The organism is Streptomyces pluripotens, assembly GCF_000802245.2.
Classification (GTDB): domain Bacteria; phylum Actinomycetota; class Actinomycetes; order Streptomycetales; family Streptomycetaceae; genus Streptomyces; species Streptomyces pluripotens.
In genome coordinates this window covers 3,876,568-3,902,443 of sequence record NZ_CP021080.1, presented here as the reverse complement: position 1 = coordinate 3,902,443, position 25,876 = coordinate 3,876,568, and the positions used below count along the sequence as shown (strand labels likewise).

26 protein-coding genes and 1 pseudogene are annotated in these 25,876 nt (G+C 69.9%); 18 read left to right on the top strand and 9 right to left on the bottom strand.

Going from position 1 to position 25,876, the window contains the following annotated elements; all coding sequences use genetic code 11:
* Window positions 1–23 precede the first annotated feature (23 nt).
* From LK06_RS17665 to LK06_RS17645, 4 genes are all read right to left on the bottom strand, one after another.
* Entirely contained in the window at window positions 24–599 is a 576-nt protein-coding gene (locus LK06_RS17665) for a heme-binding beta-barrel domain-containing protein (protein ID WP_039654708.1), read from the bottom strand.
* Between the two features lie 317 nt (window positions 600–916).
* Window positions 917–1,840 (bottom strand): hypothetical protein, encoded by a 924-nt coding sequence (locus LK06_RS17655; protein WP_039654707.1) that lies wholly within the window; start codon window positions 1,838–1,840, stop codon window positions 917–919.
* Window positions 1,837–2,736: a hypothetical protein gene (locus tag LK06_RS17650; RefSeq protein ID WP_217350000.1), complete on the bottom strand. Its 900-nt coding sequence runs from the start codon at window positions 2,734–2,736 to the stop codon at window positions 1,837–1,839. The genes LK06_RS17655 and LK06_RS17650 overlap by 4 nt, the downstream gene beginning before the upstream one ends.
* A gap of 26 nt (window positions 2,737–2,762) precedes the next feature.
* Window positions 2,763–3,554 carry a hypothetical protein gene (locus LK06_RS17645; protein ID WP_078858920.1) on the bottom strand — a complete coding sequence of 264 codons (792 nt, stop codon included), beginning with the start codon at window positions 3,552–3,554 and terminating at the stop codon, window positions 2,763–2,765.
* Window positions 3,555–3,696: 142 nt separating this feature from the next.
* Here LK06_RS17645 and LK06_RS17640 point away from each other — a divergent pair, with 142 nt between their 5' ends.
* Window positions 3,697–4,059 (top strand): DsrE family protein, encoded by a 363-nt coding sequence (locus LK06_RS17640; RefSeq protein ID WP_039654706.1) that lies wholly within the window; start codon window positions 3,697–3,699, stop codon window positions 4,057–4,059.
* Between the two features lie 362 nt (window positions 4,060–4,421).
* Window positions 4,422–5,543, top strand: a complete 1,122-nt coding sequence (locus LK06_RS17635; RefSeq protein WP_159025309.1) for an aminotransferase class I/II-fold pyridoxal phosphate-dependent enzyme — start codon at window positions 4,422–4,424, stop codon at window positions 5,541–5,543.
* A gap of 203 nt (window positions 5,544–5,746) precedes the next feature.
* On the opposite strand, the gene LK06_RS17630 is transcribed toward LK06_RS17635, so the two are convergent.
* Window positions 5,747–6,010 carry a DUF3099 domain-containing protein gene (locus LK06_RS17630; RefSeq protein ID WP_039654813.1) on the bottom strand — a complete coding sequence of 88 codons (264 nt, stop codon included), beginning with the start codon at window positions 6,008–6,010 and terminating at the stop codon, window positions 5,747–5,749.
* Between the two features lie 188 nt (window positions 6,011–6,198).
* Here LK06_RS17630 and LK06_RS17625 point away from each other — a divergent pair, with 188 nt between their 5' ends.
* The 6 genes from LK06_RS17625 (at window position 6,199) to LK06_RS33240 (ending at window position 10,910) form a co-directional block, all read left to right on the top strand.
* On the top strand, window positions 6,199–6,936 hold the full coding sequence (locus LK06_RS17625) for an LmeA family phospholipid-binding protein (protein WP_043405053.1): 738 nt from the start codon (window positions 6,199–6,201) through the stop codon (window positions 6,934–6,936).
* A 199-nt stretch (window positions 6,937–7,135) separates the two neighbouring features.
* Window positions 7,136–7,243 carry an Ms5788A family Cys-rich leader peptide gene (locus LK06_RS35295; protein ID WP_348273507.1) on the top strand — a complete coding sequence of 36 codons (108 nt, stop codon included), beginning with the start codon at window positions 7,136–7,138 and terminating at the stop codon, window positions 7,241–7,243.
* 128 nt (window positions 7,244–7,371) lie between these two features.
* The gene (locus tag LK06_RS17620) at window positions 7,372–8,217 is read left to right on the top strand and encodes a sulfurtransferase (RefSeq protein ID WP_039654705.1); all 846 of its coding nucleotides are present in this window, start codon (window positions 7,372–7,374) and stop codon (window positions 8,215–8,217) included.
* A gap of 32 nt (window positions 8,218–8,249) precedes the next feature.
* Complete coding sequence (locus LK06_RS17615; RefSeq protein ID WP_039654704.1) at window positions 8,250–8,540, top strand: DUF1416 domain-containing protein; 291 nt, start codon at window positions 8,250–8,252, stop codon at window positions 8,538–8,540.
* Window positions 8,541–9,725: 1,185 nt separating this feature from the next.
* The gene (locus LK06_RS17610) at window positions 9,726–10,268 is read left to right on the top strand and encodes a hypothetical protein (RefSeq protein ID WP_039654703.1); all 543 of its coding nucleotides are present in this window, start codon (window positions 9,726–9,728) and stop codon (window positions 10,266–10,268) included.
* A gap of 471 nt (window positions 10,269–10,739) precedes the next feature.
* On the top strand, window positions 10,740–10,910 hold the full coding sequence (locus tag LK06_RS33240) for a hypothetical protein (protein ID WP_159025168.1): 171 nt from the start codon (window positions 10,740–10,742) through the stop codon (window positions 10,908–10,910).
* 172 nt (window positions 10,911–11,082) lie between these two features.
* Here LK06_RS33240 and LK06_RS17605 read toward each other — a convergent pair whose 3' ends face one another.
* The 4 genes from LK06_RS17605 to LK06_RS17590 all read right to left on the bottom strand — a co-directional run bounded on the left by LK06_RS17605 (window position 11,083) and on the right by LK06_RS17590 (window position 14,262).
* Entirely contained in the window at window positions 11,083–11,370 is a 288-nt protein-coding gene (locus LK06_RS17605; RefSeq protein WP_234367436.1) for a hypothetical protein, read from the bottom strand.
* Between the two features lie 364 nt (window positions 11,371–11,734).
* Window positions 11,735–13,096, bottom strand: a complete 1,362-nt coding sequence (locus tag LK06_RS17600) for a hypothetical protein (RefSeq protein ID WP_043433942.1) — start codon at window positions 13,094–13,096, stop codon at window positions 11,735–11,737.
* A 3-nt stretch (window positions 13,097–13,099) separates the two neighbouring features.
* Window positions 13,100–13,354: a MoaD/ThiS family protein gene (locus tag LK06_RS17595; RefSeq protein WP_039654700.1), complete on the bottom strand. Its 255-nt coding sequence runs from the start codon at window positions 13,352–13,354 to the stop codon at window positions 13,100–13,102.
* Between the two features lie 56 nt (window positions 13,355–13,410).
* Window positions 13,411–14,262, bottom strand: a complete 852-nt coding sequence (locus LK06_RS17590; RefSeq protein ID WP_071659267.1) for an alpha/beta hydrolase family protein — start codon at window positions 14,260–14,262, stop codon at window positions 13,411–13,413.
* A 179-nt stretch (window positions 14,263–14,441) separates the two neighbouring features.
* Between LK06_RS17590 and LK06_RS17585 the strand changes: the two genes are divergently transcribed.
* From LK06_RS17585 to LK06_RS17540, 10 genes and pseudogenes are all read left to right on the top strand, one after another.
* A complete protein-coding gene (locus tag LK06_RS17585; protein ID WP_039654699.1) occupies window positions 14,442–15,221 on the top strand; it encodes a response regulator transcription factor in 780 nt (259 codons plus the stop codon).
* A 140-nt stretch (window positions 15,222–15,361) separates the two neighbouring features.
* Window positions 15,362–16,387, top strand: a complete 1,026-nt coding sequence (locus LK06_RS17580) for a LacI family DNA-binding transcriptional regulator (RefSeq protein WP_071659266.1) — start codon at window positions 15,362–15,364, stop codon at window positions 16,385–16,387.
* A 133-nt stretch (window positions 16,388–16,520) separates the two neighbouring features.
* Entirely contained in the window at window positions 16,521–17,639 is a 1,119-nt protein-coding gene (locus LK06_RS17575) for a S1C family serine protease (RefSeq protein WP_043405062.1), read from the top strand.
* A 42-nt stretch (window positions 17,640–17,681) separates the two neighbouring features.
* Window positions 17,682–17,903, top strand: coding sequence for a hypothetical protein (locus LK06_RS17570; protein ID WP_039654696.1), 222 nt, complete (start codon window positions 17,682–17,684; stop codon window positions 17,901–17,903).
* Between the two features lie 105 nt (window positions 17,904–18,008).
* Window positions 18,009–18,743: a response regulator transcription factor gene (locus tag LK06_RS17565; protein WP_039654695.1), complete on the top strand. Its 735-nt coding sequence runs from the start codon at window positions 18,009–18,011 to the stop codon at window positions 18,741–18,743.
* Window positions 18,740–20,197, top strand: coding sequence for a sensor histidine kinase (locus LK06_RS17560; protein WP_039654694.1), 1,458 nt, complete (start codon window positions 18,740–18,742; stop codon window positions 20,195–20,197). Before LK06_RS17565 ends, LK06_RS17560 begins: the two co-directional genes overlap by 4 nt.
* Before the next feature lie 187 nt (window positions 20,198–20,384).
* Window positions 20,385–21,311: a mycothiol synthase gene (gene mshD, locus LK06_RS17555; RefSeq protein WP_039654811.1), complete on the top strand. Its 927-nt coding sequence runs from the start codon at window positions 20,385–20,387 to the stop codon at window positions 21,309–21,311.
* Window positions 21,312–21,848: 537 nt separating this feature from the next.
* Window positions 21,849–24,206 carry an RNA degradosome polyphosphate kinase gene (locus LK06_RS17550; RefSeq protein WP_374208149.1) on the top strand — a complete coding sequence of 786 codons (2,358 nt, stop codon included), beginning with the start codon at window positions 21,849–21,851 and terminating at the stop codon, window positions 24,204–24,206.
* Window positions 24,187–25,302 (top strand): CHAD domain-containing protein, encoded by a 1,116-nt coding sequence (locus LK06_RS17545; RefSeq protein ID WP_039654692.1) that lies wholly within the window; start codon window positions 24,187–24,189, stop codon window positions 25,300–25,302. Before LK06_RS17550 ends, LK06_RS17545 begins: the two co-directional genes overlap by 20 nt.
* Before the next feature lie 18 nt (window positions 25,303–25,320).
* Window positions 25,321–25,716 (top strand): annotated as a pseudogene (locus LK06_RS17540) (NUDIX hydrolase); the annotation flags it as partial.
* Window positions 25,717–25,876: the final 160 nt, after the last annotated feature.

Sequence of the window (25,876 nt, the reverse complement as noted above, 5' to 3'; positions counted from 1 at the left end):
CCTACTCGAAGAAGGCGGTACCGCTACTTGAAGAAGGCGATGCCGTCATCAGGCATGTCGTCGGGGAGGGCCTTCGCCCAGCGCTCGACCTCCTCCGGAGTGACGACCTTCTTCAGGTGCGCCGACATGTAGGGGCGGAGCTCGACCTCGGGGGTCTGCTTCTCGCCGACCCACATCAGGTCGCTCTTGACGTAGCCGTACAGCCGCTTGCCACCGCTGTACGGCTGCGCGGCGGGCGTCCGCGCGACGGCGTCCGTCACGAGATCGATCTGCGGCTTCTTGTCGGCCATCTCGCCGTACCAGATCTCGATGACTCCGTCGTCGCGGGTCATCGTGACCTCGACCTTGCGGTCGGCGTCGATCCGCCAGAAGCCCGACTCCGACTCCAGGGGGCGGACCTTGTTGCCGTCCTGGTCCAGCACCCAGGTGTGGGAGTGGTACTCCAGGAAGTCCCGGCCGTCGTGGGTGAAGCTGACCTCCTGCCCGAAGTTGCACTTCTGCGAGCCGGGGAAGTCGTGCACGCCCGCGCCGGCCCAGTTGCCGAGCAGGAAGGCGAGCGGGACGAGGTCCTTGTGCAGGTCGGACGGGATCTCGATCATGAGCGGCAGTTTTCCTAGGTGGGGGTCAGCGCTGGCCCTGGTACAGCTTCTTCACGGTCAGACCGGCGAAGGCGAGCACGCCAACACAGACCAGGACCAGCAGGGTTTCGAAGAAGATCTCCACGGGTGCTCCTTGAGCGAGGGTCGGGGGTCCCCCTGCCCGGAGAGCTCGGGGGAATACGACAGAGCCGGGGCCCAGCTTACGCGCCCGGAACCCCGGCCTCCCGGCGAGGTGGGCTCCTCGGGGCCGACGGCCGCCGATGTCGGTCAGCCCGAGCCGGACCGGCCGAAAAACCACCACGCGCCCTCCCTCGCTGTCAGTCCAGGAGCTGCTCCTGCAGAACGACCGTCTGCTGGAACGGGATCTTCTTCGCTCCGCCCTTGCGGGACTGCACCACGAGGGCGAGGACGTCGCCGGCGGTGAGGTAGGCCTGGCGGACCTGCTCGGCGCCGTAGGGCCGCGGCTCGACGTAGACGTGGTGCGACACGTGCGCGGTCTTGGCGGCTTCGGGGAACGTCTCGTCCAGCAGCGCCAACGGCGCCCCGCGCAGGTCGCGGACGGGCGTGGTGTAGTCGGTGAACTGCTCCTCCTGGACCCTGCCGGCGACCAGGCCCGTGTCGAACTGGAGCAGGTAGATCCGGGTCCGGGTGCCGTCCGGCATGGTCCAGCCCCGGGCCGCGATGTGTCGCAGCCCCCGGTCCCTGAGCGTGTCCGCGAGGGCGGCCCGATCCTCCTTCGTCGCGTACTCGGAGAGGAAGACCTTCGTGGTCAGCCACCCGTGGTCACCGCGCAGCCGCTTGTCGGGCTTCGCTCCCTTCGGAGCCGGCAGCACCAGTCCGCGCAGGTCGGCGTAGTGGGAGGTGCCCTTGTTGGCATCGGCGAAGGGGGCTGGGCTGCCGGCGGGCAGCGGCGGCCGGACGATCGCCGGGTAGTCCCAGCGGCCGTCGGAGCGGGTGGCGAGCCCGGGGACATCGGTGCGCTTCATCTGGGTGACGCCGTACGCCGTCGACGCACCGGCCACCGCGAAAGCCACGACCGCAACGGTCCACCGCAGGACACCGCGCGGGACCCGGCGGTCCTTCCTGCCCCGGACCGGTGCCACGACGGGCGGGTGGTCGGGCACGGGCGGTACGCCGGGCACGGGCGGTACGCCGGGCACGGGCGGTACGCCGGGCACGGGCGGTACGCCGGTGCTGGGCGCTTCACCGGTCATGGGCGCGGATGTGTGCTGCTCTGTCATACGGCCTTCCCCGGGTCCTTGATGCGGTCGAGCTGCTCGCCCACGAACAGGGCGACGGTGTGGGCGGCGAGCCGGTGGACACCACAGACCCGGGCGGAGAACAGTACGTCGCCCACGCGGGCGGAGCAGAGCATCCGATCCAGCTTGCCGCTGTCCCTCGTGGGCTCAAGGACGCAGACTGCATTCTCGTGCCCTGGGATCTCCGGCCCTTCGCCGAAGCTCTTCAGCAGCCCCGCGCCGGCGGTGGCGAGCTTCTCGGCTGCGCCGCGGTTCTCCATTTCGACCAGCTGGAAACCGATGGTGAAGGGCTTGTCGAAGGGCGAGCTGATGGAGCCTTCATGCTCGTAGCTGCGCATCACCATGCCCTTGATGTGCTGGTGGTCGATCAGGTCGTCCAGCTTCCGCCGGGCCTGCGGCGGCAGGTCGCGGATCGACTGCTTGCGCAGGGCGGTGGCCTCGCGCCCGGTGAGCTGGGCGTCGGAGCCGAACCCGGCTATGTCGGGCCCCTGGCTGTACCCGCTCTTCTGGTACGGCACCAGCATGGCGCGCAGTGCCGACACACCGTCCGTCGAGCCACTCCGCACCTCGTCGTCCGTGCCGTCCGAACCACCGACCTTCGGGAACTTCCAGACGGGCTTTCCCGGGTCCCGGTCGGCGTGCAGGACGGTCACCGCGGTGCACCCGGCACCGGCGACGACCGCCACGGCCAGCAGGACCGTGCCGACGACCCCGGCGGTCCGGCGCCGGCTCCCGCCTCGCCCGCGGGCACGCCCCGGGGTCTCGGCAGGTCCCCCGGCTGTGTCGGCGAGGTCCCCTCGCACCTCGGGCTGTGCGCCGTCAGCACCCCTGGGCGCCCCGTCGGCCTCCACGTGCCGCCCGGTCGCGTCGGCGGGCATGCCGGTGCCGTTCTCGTGTCCCCGGTTCACAGCCGAGCCGCCTGCCGCTTCGCCAGATCCATGATCCCCTCCTTGGTGATCGGCCTGGACCCGGCGACCCAGACCTCCATGAGGAGGTCACCGCGCGAGGCCACCGCCTCGGCCAGGTACACGGGCGGGTAGCCCAGGGTGGACTCGGGCCTGCTGTGCACGTACGCGGTGCCGTCGCCGGTACCCGGTATGGGCCAGCTGCGGGTGGCCGGCCTCGCGTCCTCCGCGGACGCCTGCTCCACCACCGCGCCGGCGGCGCTCAGGTACGTCTCCTGGCGGTACTGCACGAGCCGGATCTCGACGTATGTGTCACTGGTCCGCCAGCCGGTCACAGCAGCGCGTCGGAATCCTTCCTTCATCAGGGCGGCGAAGGCCACGTCCGGTTTGGTGAAATCGTCCGCGTAGCCGGCCAGATCCAGCCAGCCGTCGGAGCCACCGTCGACAGCGGCCTCCCGGGCCCCCTTGGGCCGTTTCAGCAGTAGTTTCCGCAGGTCACCGTCCGTCTTCACCCGACGGTCCTGGGCGGCTGTCAGCCGCGGTACGCCGCCCTTGGCCTGGCGGACGACCGGCTGGGACAGGGGTGGCAGCCGGGTGGGGGCGCGCCCCGCCTGGACAACGTAACCACCGCACAGGCCCGCGGCGGCGCCGAGGGCGCCCGCACCCGCGATCAGCGCGACGGTACGGCCACGGCGGCGCGCACCGGCCACCGGAGAGCCGGTCGGGCCGACGTCGGACGCGCCTGGCCCGGCGGCCGGGCTCGCGCCGGGCGGGTGCCCCTGCGGCTCCACCCCTCTCACCTGCGATGTTGCTTCGAGTTCTTCCAAGAGGTCCCCCCAACAAGACGGGAAGCACGGACTCCGCTTCCGTGCACTCCACAGAAGACTCATGGCACATCCATGGAGTTGTGGGCAACCAGATTACGATTCGGCCATGCCGAAGAAGCTGGTGATCAAGGTGACGGCCGGGGCCGATGCCCCCGAGCGCTGCTCGCAGGCGTTCACGGTCGCGGCGGTGGCCGTGGCCAGTGGAGTGGACGTCTCCCTGTGGCTGACCGGGGAGTCCTCCTGGTTCGCGCTACCGGGGCGGGCCGCCGAGTTCGAGTTGCCGCACGCGGCCCCGCTGCCCGACCTGATCGACTCGGTCCTCGCGGCCGGCCGCATCACACTGTGCACGCAGTGCGCGGCCCGGCGGGAGATCACGGAGAAGGACGTCATCGAGGGCGTCCGGATCGCGGGCGCGCAGGTGTTCGTACAGGAAGCGATGGCGGACGGGACGCAGGCGCTCGTCTATTGAGTCCCATGGATCCGGTCGAGCCCGTCGGAACCGTCTCCCCGTCCGGCAGCACGTCGTGGAGTGACGGACGCCGTCGGGCTTCCGAGCCCACGCGGCACATGCGGACGGGGAGGCGGCAACCCGCCTGAACTGACAGGTGGGGGAAGCGGCGGTGCCCAGAGTGGACCAGAGCACAAGGGGCACACGGCCCCGGCACGCCCGGGGAGTTCTGCCCCCATGCGGCGCCTTTCTCCAGTTCATCCCTTCCGGCGATCATGGAACACGAAACGCCGGAGAGCGCGCTCACATGCACGGTCTTCTCCTGTACACCTGCGGGTGAATGCCGCGAACAGGCCGTTGTGGGACGTAGTACACATGCTGCCATGACGAAAGATCAGCAGCGGTATGTGAACGACGAGATGCTCGACGTGCTGTACCGGCACCGCACAAGGCCCGCGGACAGCGGCAAGCTCGTCGAGGTGGTCTCCAACGACTACCTCGACCTCGGCGGGCACCCGGCGATCGCCGCCGCCCAGCAGGAGGCCGACGAGCGGTTCGGAAACGGCAACCGGATGGCCGCCCCACACCTTTTCGCCGACGACCCACAGCACCGGCTGGAGGAACGAATCGCCACCTGGCTCGGTGTGGAGGCCGTGGTCCTCACCCAGTCCGGATGGACCGCGAACTTCGGCCTGATGCAGGTGCTCTCCCAGGGCACAACGGTCTACCGGGACGAGACGGCCCACAGCTCCCTCACCGACGGCGCCCTCGCAGCCCGTGCCGAGATGCACGACGTCCGCCACAACGACCCCGGGCACCTAGCGGAACTGCTGCGCGGGCACGGCCCTGGCCTCGTGGTCCTCAACGCCGTGTACAACATCCGCGGAGACCTGACCCCGCTGGCCGAGATGGTGGAGACCGCAGAGTTGCACGGCGGCACCGTCGTGCTGGACGAGTCCCACTCACTCGGCGCCCTGGGCCCCGCCGGCCGCGGGCTAGCCGCCCAGCTGACTCTCGGCCACCGGGTGGCCCACCGCACCGCCTCGCTCGCCAAGGCCTTCACCGCCCGCGCCGGCATCGTGGCGACCAGCCGCGCCGCAGCCGAGCAAATCCGCTACCGGGCCCGCTCGGCCTGCTTCGCCTCCACCCTGTTGCCGCGCGACATCGCGGGCATCGACGCCACCCTCACCCTGATCGAACACGCGGACCAGGCCAGGACCCGCCTCGCCGACCGCACCCACACCCTGCGCACGGGGCTGGACCAGCAGGGATGGGGCGTCGGGCCCGGCGCCCACATCGCCTCCCTCGTCCACACCACGCTGCCCCGTCTCGCCCGCTCCGTCACCGCCCTGGACGCCGCCGCGGTCCGCGCCAGCGCCTTCGTACTGCCCGTGCCGCGCCAGGGTCACCTGCCCCTACGGATCTGCCTGCACGCCAGCCTGACCGACCACGACCTCGACCGGATCCTGGACGCCACCGCCCTCCTGCGCACGGAACCAGCCTGAGCCGAGCACTCCAGGAGAGTCGCGGACGGTCCCGGGGACGGCCTCCGGGACGACTGGGAGCCGTCGCGAAGCGATGCCTGAGAAACACCCCCGACCGTCCGCGGCGTTCCCGCACCAGCGCAGGCCAGATTCGCCGCCTCACCGATGCCCACCATGTCCCGGGGCAGACATGCACAGGTCCGGCACTCCAAGGTCGGCACGCCCTAGGAACGGGGACGCTTCTTGCCGTCCAGCTCATCCCACCATTCGTCGGACTTCGGGTCCCCGGACGGATCGTCCCACCAGCGATCCTCCGGCCCCCGCCGGTTGGCGATCACCGCCGCCACCGGCGGGATGACCATGGCCACGAGGCACAGGCCGACGGCCGCCGGAACGGACCAGATGCGCACAACTCCCCAAGCCAGGATGAATAGACCGATACAGGTCCCCATCATGGCGAAGTACACGTGCCGCCGTCGTGCGTACATGTTCTCAGGGTAGAACCGGCGGACCCTGTCACAACCGATCCACAATCCCCGTGCGGTCAAGCCCCGGGAGGTTACCGTGACGTAGCTGTGTCCAGCGCCGAACACGGCCACGACCGCCACGACCGCCGAACACACCCAGCGCCTCCAAGCACCACCGACCACCTTCACCAACCCGGGGGAACCACCACATGCGCGCCCTACGAATACTCCTGATCCTCGTCGTGGTCCTGGGTGGACTCTTCGCGATCGTCGACCGGGTCGCCGTGCACTTCGCCGAAGGCGAAGCCGCGGACAAGTTGAAGGCGACGGAGAACCTGGCCTCGACCCCGGACGTGCACATCAAGGGGTTCCCGTTCCTCACCCAGGTCGCGGGCGGCTCCCTGGACGACGTCGAGGTAGGCATCAAGGACTACGAGGCGGCCACCGGCACCGCGGGCAAGACCATCCGGATCGACGACCTCAAGGCCGACATGAAGGGCGTCACGTTCTCCGGCGACTACAGCTCAGCCATCGCGGACACCGCCTCCGGCACCGCGATGATCTCGTACGCCGAGCTGCTCAAGACGGCCAAGTCCCAGCCGACCGCGGTCGCCCCCGGTGTCACCGCCGAGGTCGTCGGCCTCTCCTACGGCGGCAACGGCAAGATCAAGGTGGCTGTGGAGGCCAAGGTTCCGTCCCTCGGGATCGACCAGACCCTGCCCGTACTGAGCACGGTGACCGTCGAGAACGACAAGGTCCAGGTGCACGCTGACTCCCTGCCCAGCCTGGGGGCCGCCGCGGTCGCCGAGAACCGCGTCCGCGAGATCACCGACTTCCAGCAGGCCATCGACCGACTGCCCGGCGGAATCACGCTGGACAAGGTGGAGGCCGCGAAGGACGGGGTGCGGATCAGCGTGAAGGGCTCGGACGTCCGGCTGGCGGGGTAGCGCGAGGCGCCCGACCGACGGGAAGCGTCCGATTGGCGAGACGACCATGTCCGTAGCGTAGATACAGCGCCCCACACGAGCGCCGGAGGCCGCGCGCCGACCGTCGGGGCGCTCGCGATTTCCCAAGATCCGGACCATATCGTCTCGCCATTTGACACGCCGGTGACATGGCCCCCCGGACGTCCCTACGATCGGCGTCATGCGGTACTCGACGAGCGTCCTCCAGCCGCGGGGACAGGCGGATCTCACGAAGCGGCGGGCAGTAGACCTGTGCCGCGTTGCCGCCATGCTCTGTCGCCCCTTCTGAGCGAAAGTCCCCGACTTCCGCATTTCACGCCTGCCCTGCTGGAAGGGCACCCGTGCGTCGCCCATCCCATCGAGCGCGCACCCCGCTATTCGCACGCCCCGCCGCAACTGCCCCGGAGGAGAAAGAGCATGAGCCGCAGCGACGTCCTGGTCGACGCCGATTGGCTCCAGGAGCACCTGGACGACACCGACATCGCCATCGTCGAGGTGGACGAAGACACGTCCGCCTACGAGAAGAACCACATCAAGAACGCGATCCGCATCGACTGGACCAAGGACCTCCAGGACCCGGTCCGCCGCGACTTCATCGACCAGGCAGGCTTCGAGAAGCTGCTGTCGGAGAAGGGCATCGCCAACGACCACACGGTGATCCTCTACGGCGGCAACAACAACTGGTTCGCGTCCTACGCCTACTGGTACTTCAAGCTGTACGGCCACCAGAACGTCAAGCTCCTCGACGGCGGCCGCAAGAAGTGGGAGCTGGACGCCCGCGAGCTGGTCTCGGGCGAAGAGATCCCCGTGCGCCCGGCGACGGACTACAAGGCGAAGCCGCAGGACACCTCGATCCGCGCGTTCCGCGACGACGTCGTGGCCGCGATCGGCAGCCACAACCTGGTCGACGTCCGCTCCCCCGACGAGTTCTCCGGCAAGCTACTCGCCCCGGCCCATCTGCCGCAGGAGCAGTCGCAGCGTCCCGGCCACGTGCCGTCCGCACGCAACATCCCGTGGTCGAAGAACGCCAACGACGACGGCACCTTCAAGTCGGACGAGGACCTGCAGAAGCTCTACGCCGACGAGAGCGTCGACCTCGCCAAGGACACGATCGCCTACTGCCGCATCGGCGAGCGCTCGGCCCTGACCTGGTTCGTGCTGCACGAGCTGCTCGGCGTGGAGAACGTCAAGAACTACGACGGCTCCTGGACCGAGTACGGCTCCCTGGTCGGCGTGCCGATCGAGCTCGGCGCCAACAAGTAGTCCAACGACCTTTACCCCTCAAGGAGTTCAACATGTGCGGTGCGAAGGCCGGCGGCCCCGACGCCTCGACGATCAAGCCCGGTGAGACCACCATCCAGGGTCAAGTGACCCGCGACGGCGAGCCGGTGACGGGTTACGTCCGTCTGCTCGACTCGACCGGCGAGTTCACCGCGGAGGTGCCCACCTCCGCCACCGGACAGTTCCGCTTCTACGCGGCCGAGGGCACGTGGACCGTGCGCGCGCTCGTCCCGGGCGGTGCGACCGCCGACCGTACGGTGGTGGCGCAAAAGGGCGGCCTTGCCGAGGTGGCCATCGCGGTCTGAGCGAACTCGGTGACGGCCTGGAGGGCCGCATCCCCTGGGTTGGACGCCAGTGGGGGTGCGGCCCTTCGGCCGTTCACCGCCGGCAAACGTCCGCCCGGCCCCCCTCCGGCACCCCTATCCGGTCTCCCTCCGGCACCCCTATAGAGGTATCGGACGACATCTTGAGCGCCGCCTGGCGCAAGAGCACCTACGGCAACTCGGACGGCGGTCAGTGAGCCTTTTCAGCGTTGCCTCTCCAGGGTGAGGACCGCGGCGGCGATGTCCGTCATGCGGTTCGGAATGCTGGGGAGCGCGCGGGCGGTGTCTCCGGCGTGTTCGTCGGCACAGTCGTCAGCGATACTGCCTTCGGAGAGATACCGGCGGAGAAAGGCGATCCGTTTAGTCTCTCGGGCAACTAGGGGAGGCGGCGGTGCCTACTGAAAGTGGCTCGAACTGTGCGGACTTGGCAAGTGGGTACTGGAGATGGAAAACCGGTAACAGGCCGACCACGCTGAACTCGCCCCACGGCCGCGGGCTGTCATCTTCGAACCGCGTGACGGTGTCGAAGCTGCGCTGATCGACCCACCGACTTCCTGGCTTTCTTGCCGGATGGGCACCGCGCCAGGAAACCCAAGGGCGCGCCTCTGACCAACACGCGGGTTTACTTCACAAAGGATTTCCAACCTCCCGCGCCAGATGAGTAGTTGGCCTGACCGCAAGGCTTCGGGCCGGGGAGGGCCTCCCCCGTTCCCGCCGGCACCTTCGATGCCTTCCAAGACCTGCAGCCAGACCCGCTCCCCCGCGGCCCTCCCGGCGTCGAGCAACCCGCCGCCCCGCGCGCACCTCAGAGTCCAAGGCCTACCGGAGTGAACCGGCCGCCATCAGGCGAACGAATCCGACATCACCCAATCAAGTTCAGTACGTGGCCGCGTGGCGCACGTCACAGCCATGACGAAGCGCTATTCCGGTTCGGCGAACAGTAGCTCATCACCTTGGCGAGAAGCCGAGGAAAGGGAATTCCGGTCACCCCCGGCGGGACACCAATGACGTGCGGCGCCTGAGGTTCTACTGAGGATGGAAGCAATGCCTCCCCCAATAATTTCAGCATCTCGACCTTGATGGAACCTGGGTGACTATTCTCGTGATCACGCGGGGGGCAATTCAGCCAGAAACCCTTCCTTCGCCGCCACCGAAAGGAACCCAAACGTGATTCCCTTGAAGTTCAAACGAGTCATTTCCGTTTGCGGGGCCACCGCTGCCCTGATAGCAGGCGGAGCCACCACCGCGCAGGCCCAGGTGCATCCGCACGGCGCCTGCCGTGGCGCGAACGGCCCCTTCCTTGAGGTCCTCCACAACTATGGCAAGCCATTCAAGGGGGTCGGAACTACCTATAGAGACTGGAACGGCGGAACCGGCACGGCGACGTCCTCGTTCACGAACAGGTGGACCGGCACGGTCAGCAGCACCGTCTCCGCCAGTCTCGGTGTCAGTGGCAACTGGCTCGCGGTCGAAGTCTCGGGCGAGATGGGCTATAGCCACACTTGGTCCAGCAGGGTCACTACCGGCCACACGGTGACCTACAAGATCCCGGCCAAGCGCTACGGCAACGCACGGTACGGAGTGTGGCAGGATCACCTCTATCTGAAGACCTACCGCATGAACGACGGCTGCAAGAAGTACGACATCAAGTACGCTGACAGTCGAATCAATCGGGGGCGGGGATGGAATTTCTGGATTTCGAAGTCCTAATCTGTCTCAAAACTGCGGCGCCGACTGAAACCGGTCAACGGGCACAGCTGCGCCAGGCCGGATGATTGAACCCGCCCCAGCCTTGCCCAACAGGTGATCCGGCAGGGTCCTGCAAGGAGCGTTGGCTTCGGGGACCCTGTCGGAACGTGGCACGTCTTATGCGTATTTGCACTCGCACTCGCACTCGCACCTAGGGATCCACTCGTGAAGCACGCTCACCGCGCAACCGCCGTCCTGCTGCTCATGGTCACGGCGGCAGCGTGTACCGACCACGGAAGCCCAGAGGCAGCCCCGAGCCACTCTGCGACCGCGAAGCACGAGTCGCCCACTTTGCCCCCGTTCCCCTCCGACATTCCGGGAGACGTACTCTTGAAGGTCACAGGCCAGGGAAACGGTGTCCACCGCACCCGTGCCGTTCCCGCGGGGACTGTCACCGCCGAGGTTTCCTGTGCTGGAGCCGGGGACCTGTCCATGGATATCAACGACCGTGCAGGCAAGGCAATCTACAAGGTGCTCTCACAGCCCTGCGAAACTACGGGCATTCAGAAAATCACCTTTGGATCGCCCGCCGAGCCGAAAGGTTTCACAGTCAGGGTCACCTCCCGCAATAGCACCCAGTACGCGCTCCTACTGACCCAGTGAGTGATTTCCAACCTGCCGGCCAGGCTGGGCAATTGGGCCGAGTGCGCGTTTGTTGTTGATTCATTTGCCAGCTCGGCAGGGCCCTGGGAACGTGACAGGCACGGGCTTCCAGGCGGGTCACGGGGCGTAGAGCACTTCATGCTCACGGGACCTTCCCGGCATCGCCCCCAGGTCACATCAACCGCGCGGCCTCGCCCGCCGCCCAGGCCCGCCAGGCATGAGGCGTGTTCGGCATGTCAGGGCGGTCAAGGAGCCAGCGCACGTGCCCTGCCTGGCACCGGGCCCACAGACTGTCCGAATCGACTGCACGATCGAGCCTGCCGCGCAGGTCAGCGCTGTCAACAGCTCGGGCACCTCGCGCGTACTCGCGGTCCTTGCAGCGATACGCGCGGAGGACGACGATCTCGACCAGATCGGTGAGCTTCGCCCTGACCGCTTCCTCCTGGTGAGCCAGGGCCACACCCCGGATAAGACTCTGCTTCGTACCCCACGCCTTCGCATGCTGCGTCCACTCCCACGGGTATCTCGCTTCCCACTCCAGGAAGGGCAACGGGCACGCCTCCGTCTGGCAGTCGGGACACCGGCACCTCTGGGACGAGGTGACGACGCCTACCTGTGGTGGAGAGGGCGAGGGTCTCCCGGTGTGACCCGCTTCGGCCTCACCGTGGACGGTACGGACAGCACGTCTGGCCGGACGACCCAGCGGGCGAGTCCCGGCCCGTCCACCATCCCGATCGAGCGGCCCCGCCCGTGCGTCCCGTCCTCCCGTCCCGCGGCGCACGGGCGATCCGCTAGGCGGGATCCCCCGGGATTCCCGAAGCCAATCAGTGGGTCAGTGCGCGTCCCAGTACCCAGACCACCGGCGCCGCCGCCGACAGCGGCAGGGCGACGCCCGCCGTGAAGTGGACGAAGCGGGACGGGTAGTCGTAGCTGGCCACCCGGTGGCCGATGAGTGCGCAGGCCCCTGCGCCGGCTCCCAGAACGGCGCCCTTCGCGCCGAGCCCGGTCATGCCGCCCACGACGACTCCCGCGCCCGCCGCCGCCAGCAGGCCCACCGCGACCGACGCCGGTGTCGGAAGTGGCAGCGCCCGTGCCAGGACGGCCACCGCCACCGCAGCCGCGCCCACCGAAGTCGCGTGCGGATCGGCGCCCAGGTACCCGGTGGCCAGGATCGCCAGAGCCGCCGAGGCGACCGTGGCCATCAGGCCGTACATCCGCTCGTCCGGCGAGGCGTGCGAGCGCAGTTGCAGGACCAGGGACAGCAGGACCCAGATGCCGAGCGTGCCGAGGATCGCGGCCGGGGCGTGGTCGCGGCCCACGGCCAGAAGTGCCGCGTCGGCCGCCAGGGCGCCCGCGAAGGCCAGCGCGATGCCCTGCCTGGCCGGCCACATGCCGTTGAGTCGGAACCAGCCCGCGGCCGTCACCGCCTGGAGCAGTACTAGGGGAACGACGAGGGCGTAGGAGCCGACGGGCGCCGTCGCGGCCAGCAGCAAGCCCAGCAGCGCGGTGAGCGCCGCCGGCTGCATACCGGGCTCGATGATGGGGGAACGGCCCTCAAGGCGGGCCCGCTGGGCGTCGGTGACCCGCGCGTTGCCGGCGAGTGTGGCGGGGCCGTAGGACGGCCCGGAGTCCGGCCCGGACGGCACTGGCTCCGGCCCGGAGGTACCAGGGCCAGATACCGGGGCCGGGACCGGCTGGGGCAGTGGGGCCGACACATGCGGCTGGGGCTGCGGTTGTGCCTGCTGGGGCGCATACGGCTGTGTGAACTGCTGGGGCTGGTGGGGCTGGTGGGGCTGCTGAGAGGTGGGCTGCTGCGGCTGTTGGGACGCGTACGGCTGCGTGAACTGCTGCGACTGTTCGGGCTGCTGAGAGGTGGGCTGCTGCGGCTGTTGTTCCCGCACCGGTGGCAGGTACGCCGTCTCCGCGGCCGGCGCCTGCATCTGCACCGACGGGTGCGTCTGCGTCTCCCAGGTCTGCCCCTGCCACTGCTGCGTGAGCTGCGGGTCGTAGGCGGGCTGCCGACCGTAGTCATCGTGTCCGGGCCACGCCTGCGCCTGCGTCTGTTGCTGCTGAGGGTGCTGCTGGTGGTGATATTGCTGAGGGTACTGCTGCGGGTGGTGTTGCTGGTACGGGTCGTAGCCCTCGTGGCCCTCATACGGGCCGCCCTGATACGGCTGGTCGCTCATCGCTCACCCTCCTGCGAACGGCGGGAGCACTTCGACCGTGCCGCCCTCGGCCAGCCGTACCGTCTCATGCGCGCGGGTCCCGACGGGGTCGCCGTCGATGAGGAACGAGCATCGCTGCAGCACGCGGGGGAGCTCACCGGGGTGTCGTGCGCGCACGGCGGTCAGCGTGTCCGCGAGCGTGTCCGCGTCGTACGGCTCCTCGGCGACTCCGGCCGCGGCTTTGGCGGCGGCCCAGTAGCGCACCGTGACCTTGGGCATCTGGTTCCTCAATCGACGGCAGGAAGAAACAAAGACAGAAAGAAGATGGTGTCAGGCTAGCCCGCTGCGGCCGTCGCCCAGGCCCCGATCCGGGACAGCAGGGCATCGCCCGCAGCGTGTTCCGCGTGGCCCATGCCCGGTTCCACCCACAGTTCGCCGTGGTCACCGGCCGCCTCGGCGAGCATCCGGGGGTGGTCGAGGGGGAAGTAGGCGTCGCGGTCGCCGTGCACGATCAGCAGCGGGGCCGGGGCGATCTGCGGGACCGCCGCCACCGGGGAGAGCGGCACCGGGTCCCATTCCCGGTGGTGGATGCGGGTGCGCAGACCGTAGCGGCCCACCAGGCGGCCCTCCGGGCGAGTGACCAGCCAGTGCAGGCGGCGCATCGGGGCCGTGCCCCGGTAGTACCAGCGGGCGGGGGCGCTGACCGACACCACGGCGTCGGCCGCACCGGCGTACAGGGCGGCGTGCCGCAGGACCACCGAGCCACCCATGGAGAAGCCGACGGTCACCACGCGGGCGTGCCCGAAACCGCGCGCGTGTGCCACGGCTGCGGCGAGGTCCAGCACCTCGCGATCACCGACGGTCGACCGGCCGCCCGAGCGTCCGTGGCCGCGGAAGGAGAAGGTGACGACCGCGCCGTAACCGCGCAGGACGCCCGCCACCCTCCGTACATGCGGCCGGTCCACGTCCCCGGTGAACCCGTGGGCGATCACGAACACGAGGTGACGGGGGTGGGGCTGGAAGGTGTCCGGTCGGGTTTCGTATACGACGGCGCCCGGATCGTATACGGAGTCGATCGACATTCCGTCGGCGGTGTACAGGAACGTCCGGATAGGGGCATGTCCGCTTGTCTCGGAATTCGGACGAACGGTGGAACGTGCCGCATGACCTGCCGGACGGTTGCTCATGTGGGCTATTCTGCTGGCAGAGGACTCGGGCAGCGTAGCCCCCGGGTCCTTTTGTGCTTTCGGACGCGTTGTATACGAAGCGGGAAACCTCAGGTGACCGCAGGTGTACGGGGCCCCCGAGATCGCAGGCAGTGCCGCACCGCACACGTCCTCGCAGGGACCGAGGAGGAACCAGACGTATGAGTTCTCTGCTGCTCCTGACCAACGCCCTCCAGCCGTCGACGGAGGTGCTCCCCGCCCTCGGCCTGCTGCTGCACAACGTGCGGGTGGCCCCGGCAGAGGGGCCCGCCCTCGTCGACACCCCCGGCGCCGACGTCATCCTGGTCGACGGCCGGCGCGACCTGCCACAGGTGCGCAGCCTGTGCCAGCTGCTGCGCTCCACCGGCCCCGGCTGCCCCCTCATCCTGGTCGTCACCGAGGGCGGCCTCGCCGCCGTCACCGCCGACTGGGGCATCGACGACGTCCTGCTGGACACGGCCGGGCCGGCCGAGGTCGAGGCCCGCCTCCGGCTCGCCATGGGGCGCCAGCAGATCGTCGCCGACGACTCCCCCATGGAGATCCGCAACGGTGACCTGTCGGTGGACGAGGCGACGTACAGCGCGAAGCTCAAGGGTCGGGTCCTCGACCTCACCTTCAAGGAGTTCGAGCTGCTGAAGTACCTCGCCCAGCACCCGGGCCGGGTCTTCACCCGCGCCCAGCTGCTGCAGGAGGTGTGGGGCTACGACTACTTCGGTGGCACCCGGACCGTCGACGTGCACGTACGACGGCTGCGCGCCAAGCTCGGCCCGGAGCACGAATCACTGATCGGCACCGTCCGTAACGTCGGTTATCGATTCGTTACACCTGAGAAGGGTGATCGGTCCGCCGAGGAGACCAAGGCCAAGCCCGAACGGGCAAAAGCGGAGGAAGCAGACGCATCCGAGGTGCTGGGCGGCGCCGAACTCCACGCTGACGCGTAGATCCGGCCCGGATCCACGCGTCGATCCGGCCCCGATCCCGCCGGGGAGGCATGGAATGGTCTCGGGCGGGGCATTGCTACCGCACATCCAAGCATCAATACGGCCTGCCCAGATTGGGTCAATCCGCGTAGACTCCGCGCGTGGCCAAGGTGACTCGGGATGATGTGGCGCGGCTGGCTGGAACTTCCACCGCCGTCGTCAGTTACGTCATCAACAACGGACCCCGGCCGGTCGCCCCGGCCACGCGCGAGCGTGTCCTCGCCGCGATCAAGGAACTGGGGTACCGGCCCGACCGGGTCGCCCAGGCGATGGCGTCCCGGCGCACGGACCTCATAGGCCTGATCATCCCGGACGCCCGTCAGCCCTTCTTCGGCGAGATGGCGCACGCGGTCGAGCAGGCCGCCTCCGAACGCGGGAAGATGGTCCTCGTCGGCAACACCGATTACATCGGCGAACGTGAGGTCCACTATCTGCGCGCCTTCCTGGGCATGCGGGTCTCCGGGCTGATCCTGGTGAGCCACGCCCTCAACGACCTCGCCGCGGCCGAGATCGACGCCTGGGACGCCCGGGTGGTGCTGCTGCACGAGCGCCCGGAGGCCATCGACGACGTGGCCGTGGTGACGGACGACATAGGTGGCGCCCACCTCGCCGTGCGCCACCTGCTGGAGCACGGCTACGCGTACGTGGCCTGTATGGGCGGTACGGCTCAGACGCCGGCCGTCGGCGACCCGGTCTCCGACCACGTCGAGGGCTGGAGGCGGGCCATGGCCGAGGCCGGCCTGCCCACCGAGAAACGGCTCTTCGAGGCACCGTACAACCGCTACGACGCCTACCGGGTGGCCCTGGACATCCTCTCCGGCCCCGACCGCCCGCCGGCGATCTTCTGCTCCACCGACGACCAGGCGATCGGCCTGCTGCGGGCCGCGCGCGAGCTGCGCATCGACGTGCCCGGGAAGCTGGCGGTGGCCGGCTTCGACGACATCAAGGAGGCCGCGCTCGCCGACCCACCGCTGACCACGGTCGCCTCGGACCGCTCGGCGATGGCCCGGGCAGCGGTCGACCTCGTCCTGGACGACGGGCTGCGGGTCGCCGGGTCGCGACGTGAACGGCTGAAGACGTTCCCGTCCCGGCTGGTGGTCCGCACGTCCTGCGGCTGCCAGGACTGACGCCTTCCTGAAGAGCGGGTGAGAGCTCGCGGCGAACCGCGAGAAGCTCCTTTATATCGGGCAAACGAGGTTCTGCCGGGCTTCTCAGGGCACACTCAGGAAGCTCTCATGGTCGCGGGGGAGGCTTCTTGTCATGACCGAGAGCAACCGCCGCAGCGGCGAGTACGAGTACGGAGCCCCGCAGGGTACCGCCCACGAGGGCACGTACCCCCAGCACGGCACGTACCCCCAGCCGGGCGCCCACGCCCAGCCGGGCGCGTACGCCCAGCAGCACAGCTACACCGCTCCCTCCCCCGTGAACCCCGAGTGGCCGCCTCCGCCGCCGTACGAACCCCCGACGGCGGTGGCAGCAGGCCCGGTGCCTGGCCCCGAACCGAAGAAGAAGCGCACCCGGGGGCCCATCGCCCTGCTCGCGGCGGTCGCGATCGTCGCGGCAGCGGTCGGCGGCGCCACGGCATACGCCTTCCAGGAGCTCACCGGCACGGACACGGCCGTCACCGCCGGCGCCACCACCAACGTGGTGCCTTCCAGTAAGAAGGGGAACGTCGCCGCGATCGCCGCGGCGGTCAGCCCGAGCGTGGTCGAGGTCAAGGCCACCCTCAGCAACGGCTCCTCCACCGGCTCCGGCGTGATCATCACCTCCGACGGCGAGATCGTCACCAACAACCACGTCATCTCCGGCTCCGACTCGATCAGGGTCCGCACCAGCGACGGCAAGAGTTACCCCGCCGAGGTGGTCGGCACCGACAGCTCCAAGGACCTCGCGCTGCTCAAGCTGCAGGGCGCCTCGGGGCTGAAGACCGCCTCGCTCGGCGACTCCGCCGGCGTCCAGGTCGGGGACACGGTCGTCGCGATCGGCTCCCCCGAGGGCCTGACCGGCACCGTCACCAGCGGCATCGTCTCGGCCCTCAACCGGGATGTCACCGTCCCGACCAGCGAGAGCCAGGGGCAGGGCCGGGGCGACGGTCAGTGGCCGTTCCAGTTCGGCGGCCGTCAGTTCAACGGCGACACCGGGTCGTCCACGACGACGTACAAGGCGATCCAGACCGACGCGTCCTTGAACCCCGGTAACTCCGGCGGCGCGCTGATCGACGCGAGTGGGAACGTCATCGGCATCAACTCCGCCATGTACGCATCGAGCCAGCAGTCCTCCTCGTCCTCGGACGCGGGCAGCATCGGCCTCGGCTTCGCGATCCCGATCAACACCGTCAAGTCCGATCTGGCCAAGCTGCGCGCGGGCTCCGGCAGCTAGCGGCGGCGGCGAGCAGGCAGTGCAGGCAGTAGGGAGCAGGTCATGATCCAGCGCGTTTCGCACACCCCGCCGGCGGGGTGCGGCCCGGCCGTCGTCGCCCTGGCCCTCTCGGTCGCGTCCGAGCTGCACACGCCCGCCCCGGCGTCCCGCGCGCCGGAGCTGGCCGCGGCACCCGTCCCCCAGCTGATGGGCCTGCACGTCTCCGCCGCCCGTCCCCACCGCCGCAAGGTACCCCTGAACCGCCTCAGCGCGGTCCGGGCCTGACCCTGGCACGCATGTCGCGCACCCCCCGGGACGTGGCAGGCTGAGAGACACCCGGGAACAGGACCCCGACGACACCACCCACCGCACCCCGAGGAATCACGAGCGATGAGCCCCGCCGAAGGCGACCGTGACCCCCAGCGCATCCTGATCGTCGACGACGAGCCGGCCGTACGCGAGGCACTGCAGCGCAGCCTCGCCTTCGACGGGTACGACACGGAGGTGGCCGTCGACGGCGCGGACGCACTGCAGAAGGCCACCACCTGCAAGCCGGACCTGATCGTCCTGGACATCCAGATGCCGCGCATGGACGGCCTGACGGCGGCCCGCCGCATCCGGGGTGCTGGCGGCACCGTCCCGATCCTCATGCTCACCGCCCGTGACACGGTCGGCGACCGCGTAACCGGGCTGGACGCCGGGGCGGACGACTACCTGGTCAAGCCCTTCGAACTGGACGAACTGTTCGCCCGTGTCCGCGCGCTGCTGCGGCGCAGCTCGTACGCGGCCGCCGGGGCGGCCGAAGCCCGCGAGGACGAGGTGCTCTCCTTCGCCGACCTGCGCATGGACCTCGCGACCCGTGAGGTCACGCGCGGCGGACGCCAGGTGGAGCTGACCCGCACCGAGTTCACCCTGTTGGAGATGTTCCTGGCACACCCACGCCAGGTCCTCACCCGTGAACAGATCCTGAAGTCCGTGTGGGGCTTCGACTTCGAGCCCTCGTCCAACTCCCTCGACGTCTACGTCATGTACCTGCGCCGCAAGACCGAGGCCGGCGGCGAACCGCGCCTGGTGCACACGGTGCGGGGCGTGGGGTACGTCCTGCGTCAGGACGGTACCGAGTGACCAAGCTGGTACGCCGGTACCGGGCCCTGCCGATCCGGGCCCGGCTGGCGATGCTGGTCGCGGCGGCGGTGGCGTTCGCCGTGGCGGCAGTCTCGGTGACGTGCTGGTTCATCGTGCAGAAGAAGCTGTACGGCCTGGTCAACGAGGATCTGAACAAGTCCTCGCAGCACCCCGTTGCGGCCGGACAGGTGTTCGACATGCTCACCACCTGCCCCCAGAAGCCCTCCGCCCCCCTCAGCGGTCTACGCGCCCGCGAGTCCCTCTACTCGCAGCTGGTCAAGGCGGACGGCACGGTCTGTGTCGCGTCGAATTCGCTGGGTGTGGTGAAGGCCACCCCGGCCGACCGGGCGGTCGCGGCGAACAACGCCGAGCGGGACGGCATCCTCCGCGACGGCACCGACTCCCAGGGCAACGACGTCCGGGTGCTCACCATGCCACTCGTGGTCAAGACGAACACCGGGCTCCAGGTGTTTCCCGGCGCGGCCTGGATGACCGCCGTCCCGCTCAAGAACACCCAGAAGACCCTCAGCGACCTCGCCCTCGTCCTCCTCCTCGTCTCCGGTGTCGGAGTGGTGGGTGCCGGTGCCGTGGGCCTCGCCGTGGCGCGCGCCGGTCTACGTCCCGTCGACAAGCTGACCGAGGCGGTCGAGCGCGTCGCGCGCACCGAGGACCTGACGATCCGCATTCCCGTCGATGACGACCGCGACGACGAGGTCGCCCGGCTCTCCCGTTCCTTCAACTCGATGACCACCTCCCTCGCCAGTTCCCGCGAGCTGCAGCAGCAGCTGATCGCGGATGCCGGTCACGAGCTGCGCACCCCTCTCACCTCTCTCCGGACGAACATCGAACTCCTCACCCGCAGCGAGGAGACAGGCCGTCCGATCCCGCCCGAGGACCGCAAGGCCCTCCTCGCCTCGGTGAAGGCGCAGATGACGGAACTGGCCTCGCTGATCGGCGACTTGCAGGAGCTGTCCCGCTCGGAGGGGCAGCGCGGGGAGCGCGTCCAGGTGGTGTCCTTCCAGGACACCGCCGAAACGGCCCTGCGCCGCGCACGGCTGCGCGGTCCCGAGTTGACGATCACCGCGGACCTACAGCCCTGGTACGTCCGGGCGGAGCCCTCCGCGCTGGAGCGGGCGATCGTCAACGTCCTCGACAACGCGGTCAAGTTCAGCCCCGAGGGCGGCACGATCGAGGTGCTGCTGGATGGTGGCGTCCTCACCGTCCGCGACCACGGTCCCGGCGTCCCCGAGGACGAACTCCCGCACGTCTTCGACCGCTTCTGGCGCTCGCCCAGCGCCCGCGCCCTGCCCGGTTCCGGGCTCGGCCTGTCCATCGTGGCCCGCACGGTCCGGCAGGCCGGCGGCGAGGTCACCCTGGCTGGGGCGGAGGGCGGCGGCACGGTGGTGACGGTACGGCTGCCGGGCGCACCCACACCTCCGCCGGAAACACCGTAGACCCGCTCCGACCCGCCCCGCCGGCGAACGGCTCCGGATCGGGGCGTTGCGCGTCCTTCTCCAGGACCGGCTTCCCCGGAGCCGGAACGGGCTTGCACCGCTCGTTCACAGGGCGAGCCCGTGGAAAACCATGTGCGGTGCCGTCGCTTTCACCGCAGCAACGGAACCGCGCCGTACCCTCGTACGCATGAGCAGCGACGACACCGCACGGGCCTTCCGCGCCCGCTCCATCGAGACCCACTCCGCGCTCACCCCGGACCAGGCCGAGGCCGTGCTCGCCCTGCTCGACGAGGCCTCCGCCGTCGACGGGCAGCAGCCGGTTTCCGAGCAGGGCCGACTACAGCTGCACGGAGGTGCCCGCGAGGGCATCTCGCACCTGCTACTGACCGTCGACGGCGAACTCGTCGGCTACGCCCAGTTGGAGGACACCGACCCGGTGGAGGCACCAGCCGCCGAACTGGTCGTGCATCCAGCGCACCGCGGTCACGGACACGGCCGTGCGCTCGGCGCGGCCCTGCTCGCCACCTCCGGCAAGCGGCTGCGGGTGTGGGCGCACGGCGGACATGCCGCCGCCCGGCACCTGGCCCAGGTCCTCGGCCTGACCATGTTCCGTGAACTGCACCAGATGCGACGGCCGTTGGCCGGGCTTGAGCTGCCCGCCCCAAAGCTGCCGGAGGGGGTGACCGTCCGCACCTTCGTCCCGGGCAAAGACGACGCGGCCTGGCTCGCGGTGAACGCCGCCGCCTTCGCCCACCACCCGGAACAGGGTTCGCTGACCCAGCGGGACCTGGACGATCGCAAGCCGGAACCGTGGTTCGACCCGGCCGGGTTCTTCCTCGCGGAGCGGGGCGGGGAACTGATCGGCTTCCACTGGACCAAGGTGCACGCCGAGGAAGGGCTCGGCGAGGTGTACGTCCTCGGGGTCCGGCCCGGCGAACAGGGGGGCGGCCTCGGCAAGGCCCTGACCGCGATCGGGCTGCGCCATCTGGCCGACCAGGGCCTGCCCACCGCGATGCTCTACGTCGACGCCGACAACAAGGCGGCGATGTCGGTCTACGAGCGGCTCGGGTTCAGCACGTACGAGACGGACCTGATGTACCGCACGGAGACGTGAGCACGTCATCCCGAGCGCGCGGCCGTGAGCATCGTCCACCGCACGACGGCCGTACGTCGCTCGTGGCCCACGGCGGGCGAGCCGCTCCCACTGCGCCGCTGCCCCCGCCGTCACCGCCCCCGCCGACAGCCATGCCCACCGCGTGTGCGCCGCGGCCCACCGCGCGTCGTCCGGCGCGGCGACCAGCGCCCAGCAGTCGGGGCAGCAACAGGAACGCCGGAACGACGGCGGTGAGGAGGACGGCCGCCACGCTCCCACCGGGTTCCGGCTCGTCCGAGCGGCGTGCGGCCAGCGTGGCCGTGGCCACGGCCACGACGTAGGCGGTCGCGGCCTCCAGGGTGAGGGCCCCGGCCGGAACCCAGCGAGCCGCTCCGGAGGTGGGACCGTACCGGAGAGTCACCTCCGCTACGGTCCACGAAAACACGCGGCACGGAATCCGCCGTTTTCACGACGAAGACCCCCGCGAGCCGCCCCGCGCTATCCCGCACGTCATGTCGCCTTAACCATCGATTCAGACGAGCTTGCGACGCTCAGCCAATGCAGCCCGCCGTGCCAGAGCCTTCGCCGCCCCCCGAGGGGCGGTCCGCGCAGAACGGGGCCGTGACGCTCCCCCTCGCACGTTCCGACGCGCCCGTGACGCCCTTGGCGCGGAAGAATGGGGTCATGAGTCAGCCAGACGCCCAGGCACCGGTCCAGCACGCCCAGCCCCCCGTGGGCTCCATAGCCGCGCACCGCCCGCGCACGGTGGCGGCCACGGTCTCCGATCTGGAACCCGACATCGACGCCGACCTCGACGCGTACGAGGAGTCCGCGGGCGCCGGGGCACCCCTGCCCCAGGGCCGTTTCCTCGACCGGGAACGCAGTTGGCTCGCCTTCAACGAGCGCGTCCTGGAACTGGCCGAGGACCCGAACACGCCCCTGCTGGAGCGGGCGAACTTCCTCGCGATCTTCGCCAGCAACCTGGACGAGTTCTTCATGGTCCGGGTGGCCGGCCTGAAGCGCCGCATCGCCACCGGCGTCGCCACCCGCTCCGCCTCGGGCCTCCAACCGCGCGAGGTGCTGGAGATGATCTGGGCCCGCTCGCGCGAGCTCATGGCCCGGCACGCCGCCTGCTACCACGAGGACGTCGCCCCCGCACTCGCCGAGGAGGGCATCCACCTGGTCCGCTGGAACGAACTGACCGAGAAGGAGCAGGCGCGGCTCTTCACGCTCTTCCGGCACCAGATCTTCCCGGTCCTCACCCCGTTGGCGGTGGACCCGGCACACCCGTTCCCCTACATTTCCGGCCTCTCGCTGAACCTGGCCGTCGTGGTGCGCAACCCGGTCAGCGGCCACAAGCACTTCGCCCGTGTGAAGGTGCCGCCGCTGCTGTCCCGCTTCCTGGAGAGCAGCCCCGGCCGGTACGTCCCCATCGAGGACGTCATCGCCGCACACCTGGAGGAGCTCTTCCCGGGCATGGAGGTGCTGGAGCACCACACCTTCCGACTCACCCGCAACGAGGACCTGGAGGTCGAGGAGGACGACGCCGAGAACCTCCTGCAGGCTCTGGAGAAGGAACTCATGCGGCGCCGCTTCGGCCCGCCGGTGCGCCTGGAGGTCGAGGAGTCCATCGACCGCGAGGTGCTGGACCTCCTGGTGCGCGAGCTGAAGATCTCCGAGGCCGAGGTGTACCCGCTGCCCGGCCCCCTGGACCTCACCGGTCTCTTCCGCATCCACAGTCTCGACCGCCCCGAGCTGAAGTACCCGAAGTTCGTCGCGGGCACCCACCGCGACCTCGCCGAGGTCGAGTCGGCTTCCGCGCCGGACATCTTCGCGGCCCTGCGCGCCCGGGACGTGCTCCTGCACCACCCGTACGACAGCTTCTCCACCTCCGTCCAGGCCTTCCTGGAGCAGGCCGCGGCCGACCCGGACGTCCTCGCCATCAAGCAGACCCTCTACCGCACCTCCGGCGACTCCCCGATAGTCGACGCGCTCATCGACGCCGCCGAGTCCGGCAAACAGGTCCTTGTCCTGGTCGAGATCAAGGCCCGCTTCGACGAGCACGCCAACATCAAGTGGGCGCGCAAGCTGGAGGAGGCCGGCTGCCACGTCGTCTACGGCCTGGTCGGTCTGAAGACGCACTGCAAGCTGTCCCTGGTGGTACGCCAGGAGGGCGAGACACTGCGCCGGTACAGCCACGTCGGCACCGGCAACTACCACCCGAAGACGGCGCGGCTGTACGAGGACCTGGGCCTGCTGACGGCCGACCCGCAGGTCGGCGCCGACCTCTCCGACCTCTTCAACCGCCTCTCCGGCTACTCGCGCCGCGAGACCTACCGCCGCCTCCTCGTCGCCCCCAAGTCCCTGCGGGACGGCCTGATCGCACGGATCAACAAGGAGGTCCAGCACCACCGAGCGGGCCGTCCGGCCTTCGTCCGCATCAAGGTGAACTCGATGGTCGACGAGGCCGTCATCGACGCTCTCTACCGGGCCTCCCAGGCAGGCGTGCCAGTCGACGTCTGGGTGCGCGGCATCTGCGCGATCCGCCCCGGCGTCCCGGGCCTGTCGGAGAACGTCCGGGTCCGCTCCATCCTCGGCCGTTTCCTCGAACACTCCCGCGTCTTCGCCTTCGGCAACGGTGGCGAACCGGAGGTGTGGATCGGCAGCGCCGACATGATGCACCGCAACCTCGACCGCCGGATAGAGGCCCTGGTCCGGGTCGTCGACCCGGGCCACCGGGCGGCCCTGAACCGGCTGCTCGACACCGGCATGTCCGACTCCACCGCCTCCTGGCACCTCAGCCCCGACGGCGAGTGGACCCGGCACGCGACCGACGCGGACGGACAGCCCCTGCGCAATGTCCAGGAGATGCTCATAGACGCCCGGAGGCGCCGGCGTGGCACAGCAACACCCTGACCCGACGGACCCCACGGCCGGGGCGGTGACGGGGGAGGCCCTAGCGGGCTATCTGCGCGCCCAGGCCACGGCGTTCCTCCGTGCGCTGCGCCTGCACCGGGAGACCGGAAGCACCCTGGCGAACAGCTCGCAGGAGTCCGTCGACGGCCCCCGCGCCCTGCGTCGCGCGGCCCGCCGCATCAGCGGCAGCCTGCACACCTTCCGCCCCCTACTGGACCCCGGCTGGTCCGAGGAGATGCGGCCCGAACTGGCCTGGCTGTCCGGCACACTGGGCCTTGAGCACGCATACGAGGCCCGGCTGGAACGGTTGTTGCTGGCGCTGCACCGACTGTCCGGGACCACGGTGATTCCCGCGCAGACGTCCGACCGCGCAGCCGCGCCCGGTCGTCCCGCAGGCATGACTCGGGCCCCGGCGACAACGGCCCCCGCCGACTCCAGCGGCCCCACCGCCCCGAAGTCCACCCCGGAACGCGGCAACCTCACGGTGGGTGCGGCGAAAGCGGGCGCTCTGCTGGAGCGCCAGTTGACGCTGGCCCGGACCCGAGCCCACTCGACCGCCCTCCAGGCCCTGGGTTCCAGCCGCTTTCACGCCGTGGCTGACAGGGTGGCCGTACTCGCCAGCGAAGTCCCGCTCACCCCTGCCGCACCCACCACCGACCTGGGCCCCCTCGCCGCCGCGGCGGAGGAACGCCTCACGGACGCCGTCGCCGCCCTGCCGCTGGTCACCGCCGGCCACCCTTACAACGCGGAAGCCCTGGTCCACGGTCTGGCCCCGGACCTCTCCGCGCACCCGCAGGACGGCCCCTGGCACCAGGTCCGGCTGCTGCTGCGCCTCCACCGGTACGCCCGCGAGGTACTGACCGGGGACGAGGCGCCCGCGGACGTACGCCTGGTGACCGCCAGTCAGGCGTTGAACCGGCACCGGGACGCCTCGGAGGCCGCCGCGGCGGCAGCACAGGCGGCCCGTACCCCCCGCATCACCCCGGCGACGGCGTACGCGCTCGGTGTGCTCCACGCCGACCAGCGGCACGAGGTGGAGGCGGCCAGGTTCGCGTTCCAGCAGGCTTGGCAGAAGCAGACCGTCAACGCTCCCTGAACCCCACGAGGAGGCGGTGTGAACGACATCCTGGTCCGCGCCGCGGGCTGCGTGCTGTGGCGCCGCTCGCCGGTCACCGGGGACCTGGAGATCTGCCTGGTCCACCGGCCGAAGTACGGCGACTGGTCCCACCCCAAGGGCAAGCTCAAACGGGGCGAGGAGCCACTCGCGGGTGCGTTGCGCGAGGTCGCGGAAGAGACCGGGTACACCGCCGAGCCCGGCGCCGAGCTGCCGACCCTGCATTACCTTGCCAACGGCCGCCCCAAGCAGGTCCGTTACTGGGCAGCCCGGGCCGTCTCCGGCCGATTCACGCCGAACGGCGAAGTGGACCGCATCTTGTGGCTCTCCCCGACCGCGGCCCGTAGCCGACTCACCCAGCCCCGCGACCGGGATCTCGTGGCCGCCCTGATGGCGCGGTTCGAGCACGCGGCGCACTCCGAACACCCCGAACGCACCGAACACCCCGAACGCACCGAACGCACCGAACGCACCGAGCACCCCGGACGCATCCAGAACGCCGGGAGCACCGCGAACACCGAGAAGTCAGCGAACACAATGAACACCGAGAACACCG